Below are 7290 nucleotides of genomic sequence, written 5' to 3' on the forward strand. Positions count from 1 at the left end.
GACGGCGTGCGCCGCGCCGCCTACCGCATCATCGAGGGCAAGGGCCACACCGCCTTCGGCATCGGCGGCGGCATCGCCCGGCTGGTCGGCGCCATCGCCGGGAACGAGCGGGCGGTGCTGACCTGCTCCATCCTCAACGACTCCGTGGCCGGCGTGCCGGAGGTGGCGCTGTCGCTGCCGCGCGTGCTGGGCGCCGGCGGCGTGCTGGAGACGGTGATGCCGGACCTGACGGACGCGGAGGCCGCCGCGCTGAAGCGCAGCGCGGAGATCCTGAAGGAAGCGGCGGATTCGGTGGAGGGAGGGCTGTGATTTTATACCCCTCCCCTGCCTCCGGCGGGGGAGGGAGGGGCCCAAGCGAAGCTTGGGAGGGTGGGGGCAAGTTCTTCGCGATGATCAGCGGCGCATCGGCTGGCGAAGAAGGTGCTGATCAAAAACACGAATCTCAAAAGATTGAAAGAACAGAAGGGCTTGCCAGCGCAGCGGCTTCGGTGCGAGGCGCGCGCGTTGGCGCGATCCTTTAACTCTTCTGATCTTCTGATCTTTGTGTTTTAAATTCGCACTTGCATCGCCAGCCGATACTCCCGCCTGCCACGATGGGCGTTGCCCCCACCCTTCCCACTTCGTGGGCCCCTTCCCTCCCCCTGCAGAGCAGGGGGAGGGCGTTTTATACGCGCCGCAGCCGTTCCGCGATGGCTTGCATGTGGGCCACCGCCTCCTCCTGGCGGCGCTGGGCGGCGAGGAGGACGGGTTCCTCGGTGGCGCTCGCGGCGATGTCGGCCAGCAGTTCGGACAGTTCGGCGCACGGCGCCATCGCGGCGCGCAGCAGGTCGGCGGGCGGGGCCGGCGGGGCCGGGGGTGTCGGCGGGGCGCCGCCCTCCTGCGCCGCGATGCGGGTCAGCAGGGCGGCACTTTCCATGTCGCCGGCCGCCGACAGGGCGGCGGCGAAGGACGCGTGGCGGCGGGCGGCGGCGGACAGGCGGGGGCGCAGCAGGGCCGCCAGTTCCTCGACGGTGGAGGGCGCTTCGGCCGGGGCGGCGGCGCGTTCGCGGCGGTAGGCGGCGCGGCGCTCGCGGCGCAGCAGGGCGGCGTGGGTCAGCTCCTCGTTGGCCAGCGCCTCGGCCTGCCGGCGCAGCTCGGGGTCGGTGGCGTTGGCGGAGACGTAGCTGAACCAGGCGAAGCCGCGCTGCTCGTTCAGCACGGCCACCGCCAGCGCCTTGTAGGGCGTCACGCGGGTGCGGTCGGTCAGGTCGTCCCAGGAGGCGCCGATCTCCGGCGGCAGGCGCCAGCTGTAGGCGGCACCCTCGGGCGCCGCACGGCCCAGGCGGCCGGCCAGCGCGGCGATGGCGTGCGCGTGGTCCTGCTCCTCCTCGGCCAAGGCCAGGAACACGGCGGCGGTGTCCGGCGCGTGGCGCGCGTCCATCAGGGAGGCCAGCTGGCGGTAGCGGCGGACCGCCTCCTCCTCCATGGCGAGCGCCATGCCCAGCAGTTCCTCAACCGAAGTCAGCGCCGTAAAAGGCTCGGATTCGAAGAGTTTTTTCACGATTTCGCCCCGCCTTCGCCGCACTGCACTGGAGATGGTGCCTGCGTAAAACAGCCCGCGACTTGATCGGAGTCAAGAAACGACCGGCCGCCTGCTGCTCTAATCCGGACCGAAGCCGGTGATACCCCTTATGACTTTACGGATATTCCCGGCGGCATTTTCCGCAATACCGGATCGGACGAATGACCGGGGCTGCACGGTACACCATCGCAACACTTCTTCTGGCCGTCCTGGCGGCGGTTCTGCTGCTCGTGTCCCCTGCGGGCGCGGCGGAGCCGTTGCTGGGCCGCTACCTGTCGAAGGTGCAGCCGGGCGAGCTGTTCGCCGGGGCCGACCGCTTCGGGCCGATCCAGGCCAGCGCCCCGCTGGCGCCGGTGCACAAGGGCGACGCGCTGGTCGGCTACGCCTACCTGAACTCCGACTTCGTCAACACCACCGGCTATTCGGGCCGGCCCATCCACGTGGTGGTCGGGCTGAAGCCGGACGGCGTGGTGTCCGGCGCCAAGATGGTGGACCACCACGAACCGATCGTCCTGATCGGCATCCCGCTGGAGAAGATCACCACCTTCATCAACGGCTACGTCGGCCGCAGCGTGCTGGAGCTGGCGTCGCAGTCGGCCGCCACGCCGCCGGTGGACATCGTGTCGGGCGCCACGGTCACCGTCATGGTGATCGGCGATTCCATCGTGCGGTCGGGCAAGAAGGTGATGCAGGCGCTGGGCAGCGCCGCACCGGAAGCCGCACCCACGGTGGTGAAGAGCCTGCTGCCGGGTCCGGGCGAGGTGCGCGACTGGGAATCGCTGGTCGGCGACGGATCGGTGCGGCGGCTGACGCTGAGCGTCGGCGACGTCAACGCCGCGTTCGAGCGCACGGGCAAGGCCGAGGCGATCGCGCGGCCGGAGCCGGGCGAACCGGGCGAGAGCTTCATCGACCTCTACGTCGGCCTCGCCACCATCCCCACGGTCGGGCGCAGCCTGCTGGGCGACGCCGAGTACGAGACGATGCGGGCGTGGCTGAAGCCGGGCCAGCACGCCATCGTCGTGGCCGGCAGCGGGCGCTATTCCTTCAAGGGTTCGGGCTATGTGCGCGGCGGCATCTTCGACCGGTTCGAGCTGATCCAGAACGAGGGCAGCGCCCGATTCCGCGACCGCATCCACAAGCGCCTGGGCAGCCTCGCCGCCGCGGGATCGCCGAACTTCCCGGAAATCGGCCTGTTCGCCCTGCCCGACGGCGCCGAGTTCGACCCGGCCGAGCCGTGGCGGCTGCAGCTGCTGGTCGCCCGCGCCACCAGCGCCATGGACAAGGCCTTCGTCACCTTCGACCTGGGCTACCAGACGCCGGACAAGTACCTGAAGATCGAGCGCGTCGCCGCCCCGGCGCCGGCCGCCCCCACCCCGGCCGCCACCGCCGCCGCTGCCGCCGCCGCGCAGGACGAGGCCGAGGAAGTGCCGCTGTGGCGCCGCGTGTGGGAGAACCGCGTGTTCGACATCGCGGTGGTGGTGATCGCCATCGGCGTGCTGACCACGATCTTCTTCTTCCAGGACCTGCTGGTGCAGCGCCCGGTGCTGTATGGGCGCGTGCGCACGGCGTTCCTGGTGTTCACGCTGGTGTGGCTCGGCTGGTGGGCGAAAGCGCAGCTGTCGGTCGTCAACGTGCTGACGTTCGCCAACGCGCTCCGCACGGATTTCCGCTGGGACTACTTCCTGATGGACCCGCTGGTGTTCATCCTGTGGTTCTCGGTGGCGGCGTCGCTGCTGTTCTGGGGCCGGGGTGCGTTCTGCGGCTGGCTGTGCCCGTTCGGCGCCTTGCAGGAGCTGGCGACCAAGGGTGCCAAGGCGCTGAAGATCCCGCAGGTCACCGTGCCCTTCGGCCTGCACCAGCGGCTGTGGCCGATCAAGTACATGATCTTCCTCCTGCTGTTCGGGCTGTCGCTGTATTCGCTGGCCGACGCCGAGCGGGCGGCGGAGGTGGAACCGTTCAAGACGGCCATCATCCTGCACTTCGTCCGGGAGTGGTGGTTCGTCCTGTTCGCCGTGGCACTGATTGCCGCCGGGCTGTTCATCGAGCGCTTCTTCTGCCGCTACCTGTGCCCGCTGGGTGCCGCACTGGCGATCCCCGGCCGGATGCGCATGTTCGACTGGCTGAAGCGCTACCGCGAGTGCGGGAATCCCTGCAAGCGCTGCTCCAACGAATGCCCGGTCCAGGCCATCCACCCGGACGGACAGATCAACCCCAACGAATGCATCCAGTGCCTGCACTGCCAGGTTCTGTACCACCACGACCGCAAGTGCCCGGTGGTGATCCAGAAGCGCCTGAAGCGCGAGCGCCGCGAGGCATCCGCCGACACCGCACCCGCGCCGAAGGCGCGCGAGGCGGTGCTGACCACCGACCCCGCCAGCGGCGCGCTGACCATGCGCCCGCGGGCGGACTGAGCACCAATCAACCAACCAGGACCACCAGGCCCCTCCCCGGGGCAACTTCGAGGAGCGACGACAGATGTCGAACAACGAGGACAAGCCGGCTGGCATGAACCGGCGCGATCTGCTGGGCGGAACCGCCAAGGCCGCCGTGATGGCGGGCGTCGTGGGCGCGGTCGGCGGCGGGGCCGCCGTTTCGGCCGGCGGCTCGCTGCTGGGCGCCTCCCCGGCGCAGGCCGCCACCGCCTCGGGCCAGAAGTACGAGGTGAAGCCGGGCGACCTCGACGAATACTACGTCTTCCACTCCGGCGGCCATTCGGGCGAGCTGCGCATCCTCGGCGCGCCCAGCATGCGCGAGCTGCACCGCATCCCGGTGTTCAACCGCTGCAGCGCGTCCGGCTGGGGCCAGACGAACGAAAGCCTGAAGATCCTGACCGAGGGCCTGTCGGAGGAGACCAGGAAGTTCCTGGCCAACAAGGGCGGGAACTGGCTGAACGGCGACCTGCACCACCCGCACATGTCGTTCACCGACGGCACCTACGACGGCCGCTACATCTTCGTGAACGACAAGGCGAACACCCGCGTCGCCCGCATCCGCGCCGACATCATGAAGGTGGACAAGGTCATCGAGATCCCGAACGTGTCGGCGATCCACGGCCTGCGCCTGCAGAAGTACCCGCGCACCGGCTACGTCTTCGCCAACGCCGAGCAGATCGTGCCGATGCCGAACGACGGCAAGAACATCGATCCGAAGAAGTACCGCACGCACTTCTCCGCCATCGACGGCGACACCATGAAGGTGGCGTGGCAGGTGTGGGTCGACGGCAACCTGGACAACACCGAGGCCGACTACCAGGGCAAGTACGCCTATTCGACCTGCTACAACTCGGAAGCCGGCGTGACCACCGCCGAGATGACCGCGAACGAGCAGGACTGGATCGTCATCTTCAACATCAAGCGCATCGAGGAGGCCGTGAAGGCCGGCAAGGTGCAGATGATGAACGGCGTTCCGGTGGTGGACGGCCGCAAGGGTTCGCCCTTCACCCGCTACGTGCCGATCCCCAACAGCCCGCACGGCATCAACGCCGCCCCGGACGGCATCCACGTGACGGTCAACGGCAAGCTGTCGCCGACCGTGTCGGTGATGGACGTGCGCAAGCTGGACGACCTGTTCGACGACAAGATCCAGCCGCGCGACGTGATCGTGGCCGAGCCGAAGCTGGGCCTCGGGCCTCTGCACACCGCCTATGACGGGCGCGGCAACGCCTACACCACCCTGTTCCTGGACAGCCAGGTGGTGAAGTGGAACATCGACAAGGCCAAGCGCGCCTACAAGGGCGAGAAGGTCGATCCGATCGTCCAGAAGCTGGACGTGCACTATCAGCCGGGCCACCTGCACTCCTCCATGGGACAGACCAAGGAGGCCGACGGCAAGTGGCTGATCGTGCTGAACAAGTTCTCCAAGGACCGCTTCCTGAACGTGGGTCCGTCGAAGCCGGAGAACGACCAGCTGATCGACATCTCGGGCGACGAGATGAAGCTGGTGCACGACGGCCCGACTTATGCCGAGCCGCACGACACGCTGATCGTCCACCGCTCCAAGGTGAACCCGAAGAGCGTGTTCGACCGCAACGACCCGATGTGGGAAGACGCCCGCAAACAGGCGAAGGCGGACGGCGTGAGCCTGGAGGACGACGCCAAGGTCATCCGCGACGGCAACAAGGTGCGCGTCTACATGTGGCAGCGGGCCCCGGCCTTCGGCCTGGAGGAGTTCACCGTCAAGCAGGGCGACGAGGTGACGATCTACCTCACCAACATGGATGACGTGGACGACCTGACGCACGGCTTCACGCTGACCAACCACGGCATCGCCATGGAGATCGGCCCGCAGCAGACCTCGTCCGTCACCTTCGTGGCCGAGCGGCCGGGCGTGCACTGGTACTATTGCCAGTGGTTCTGCCACGCGCTCCACATGGAGATGGGCGGCCGCATGATCGTCGAGCCGCGGGCGGTGTAAAGCATGGCCTAAAGCCCCTCTCCCTTGACGGGAGAGGGGTTGGGGAGAGGGTGGTTACCGCCGGAAGGCGGGAAAAGAGTTTTCTTCCGCCCTTCCGGGCGTAATCCCCCTCTCCCCAAACCCCTCCCCCGCAAGGGGGGAGGGGCTTTAAGCTTCCATCACATCAAGGTTCCCCATGCCCCACCTCCCCCTCCTCCTCGGCACGGCGTTTTTGGCGCTGGCGGCCTCGGCCGCCGGGGCGGCGACGGTGGAGGTCGCACCCGGCGCGCTGCAAGGCGCCCTGGACGCGGCGGCCCCCGGCGACACGCTGGTGCTGGAACCCGGCACGCATCCGGGACCGGTGACGGTGCGCACGCCGGTCACGCTGCTGGGCACGCCCGGCGCGGTGGTGGACGGCGGGGGCAAGGGCAGCACGGTCACCATCTTCGCGCCCGACGTCACCGTGCGGGGCGTGGAGGTGCGCAACTCCGGCATCAGCCTGTTCGAGCAGAACGCCGGCATCTTCCTGGGCAAGGAGGCGCACCGCGGCGTGATCGAGGACAACCGGCTGGTCGACAATTTGATCGGCATCTACGCCTGGGGGTCCAACGACACGCTGATCCGCCGCAACGACGTGACGGGCCGCACCGACCTGCGCGTGGCGGAGCGCGGCAACGGCATCCAGATCTGGAACGCGCCGGGGACGAAGATCCTGAACAACACCGTGCGCGACGGGCGCGACGGCGTGTTCACCACCACGTCCAAGCGCAACGTCTTCTCCGGCAACCGGTTCGAGCGCGTGCGCTTCGCCGTGCATTACATGTACACGAACGATTCGGAAGTGTCGGACAACGTCTCCGTCGGCAACGACGTGGGCTATGCCATCATGTATTCGAACAATCTGGTGATCCGGAACAACCGCTCCAAGGGCGATCTGGAGCACGGGTTCCTGCTGAACTACGCCAACTCCGCCCGCATCGAGGGCAACGTCGTGGACGGCCGCTTCGCGACGGAACAGAGTGGCGAGCGCGAGACCGTGGCTGACAGCGACATCCCGCGCGACACCGAGAGCGTGGACGGGGCCAAGCGGTCCGGCACCTGGAAGTGCGTGTTCATCTACAACGCCAACAAGAACCGCTTCGCCGGCAACCGGTTCGAGGGGTGCGAGATCGGCGTGCACTTCACCGCCGGGTCCGAGCGCAACGTGATGACCGACAACGCCTTCGTCGGCAACCGCACGCAGGTGAAGTACGTCGGCACCCGCTTCCTGGACTGGTCGGAGAAGGGGCGCGGCAACTACTGGTCCGACAACGCCGCCTTCGACCTGAACGGCGACG

4 protein-coding genes and 1 pseudogene are annotated in these 7290 nt (G+C 68.2%); 4 read left to right on the forward strand and 1 reads right to left on the reverse strand.

The window, feature by feature from the left end; genetic code table 11:
• Window positions 1-309, forward strand: a pseudogene (locus tag VED21_RS13590) (L-lactate dehydrogenase); the annotation flags it as partial.
• Between the two features lie 355 nt (window positions 310-664).
• Here VED21_RS13590 and VED21_RS13595 read toward each other — a convergent pair.
• A complete protein-coding gene (locus VED21_RS13595) occupies window positions 665-1540 on the reverse strand; it encodes a ferritin family protein (protein ID WP_324882907.1) in 876 nt (291 codons plus the stop codon).
• Window positions 1541-1722: 182 nt separating this feature from the next.
• Between VED21_RS13595 and VED21_RS13600 the strand changes: the two genes are divergently transcribed.
• The 3 genes from VED21_RS13600 to VED21_RS13610 all read left to right on the forward strand — a co-directional run.
• Entirely contained in the window at window positions 1723-3972 is a 2250-nt protein-coding gene (locus VED21_RS13600; protein WP_324882908.1) for a 4Fe-4S binding protein, read from the forward strand.
• Between the two features lie 64 nt (window positions 3973-4036).
• Window positions 4037-5974 carry a TAT-dependent nitrous-oxide reductase gene (gene nosZ, locus VED21_RS13605; RefSeq protein ID WP_324882909.1) on the forward strand — a complete coding sequence of 646 codons (1938 nt, stop codon included), beginning with the start codon at window positions 4037-4039 and terminating at the stop codon, window positions 5972-5974.
• 175 nt (window positions 5975-6149) lie between these two features.
• Window positions 6150-7290 (forward strand): nitrous oxide reductase family maturation protein NosD (locus tag VED21_RS13610; RefSeq protein ID WP_324882910.1); only part of this gene is annotated, 1141 nt, incomplete at its 3' end.

The organism is Azospirillum sp. (genome assembly GCF_035627195.1).
Taxonomy (GTDB): domain Bacteria; phylum Pseudomonadota; class Alphaproteobacteria; order Azospirillales; family Azospirillaceae; genus Azospirillum.

What these genes read in the sequence shown, in the direction of transcription:
- VED21_RS13600 (WP_324882908.1), top strand. Translation starts at nt 1,723, where the DNA reads ATGACCGGGGCTGCACGGTACACCATCGCAACACTTCTTCTGGCCGTC.
- nosZ (WP_324882909.1), top strand. Translation starts at nt 4,037, where the DNA reads ATGTCGAACAACGAGGACAAGCCGGCTGGCATGAACCGGCGCGATCTG.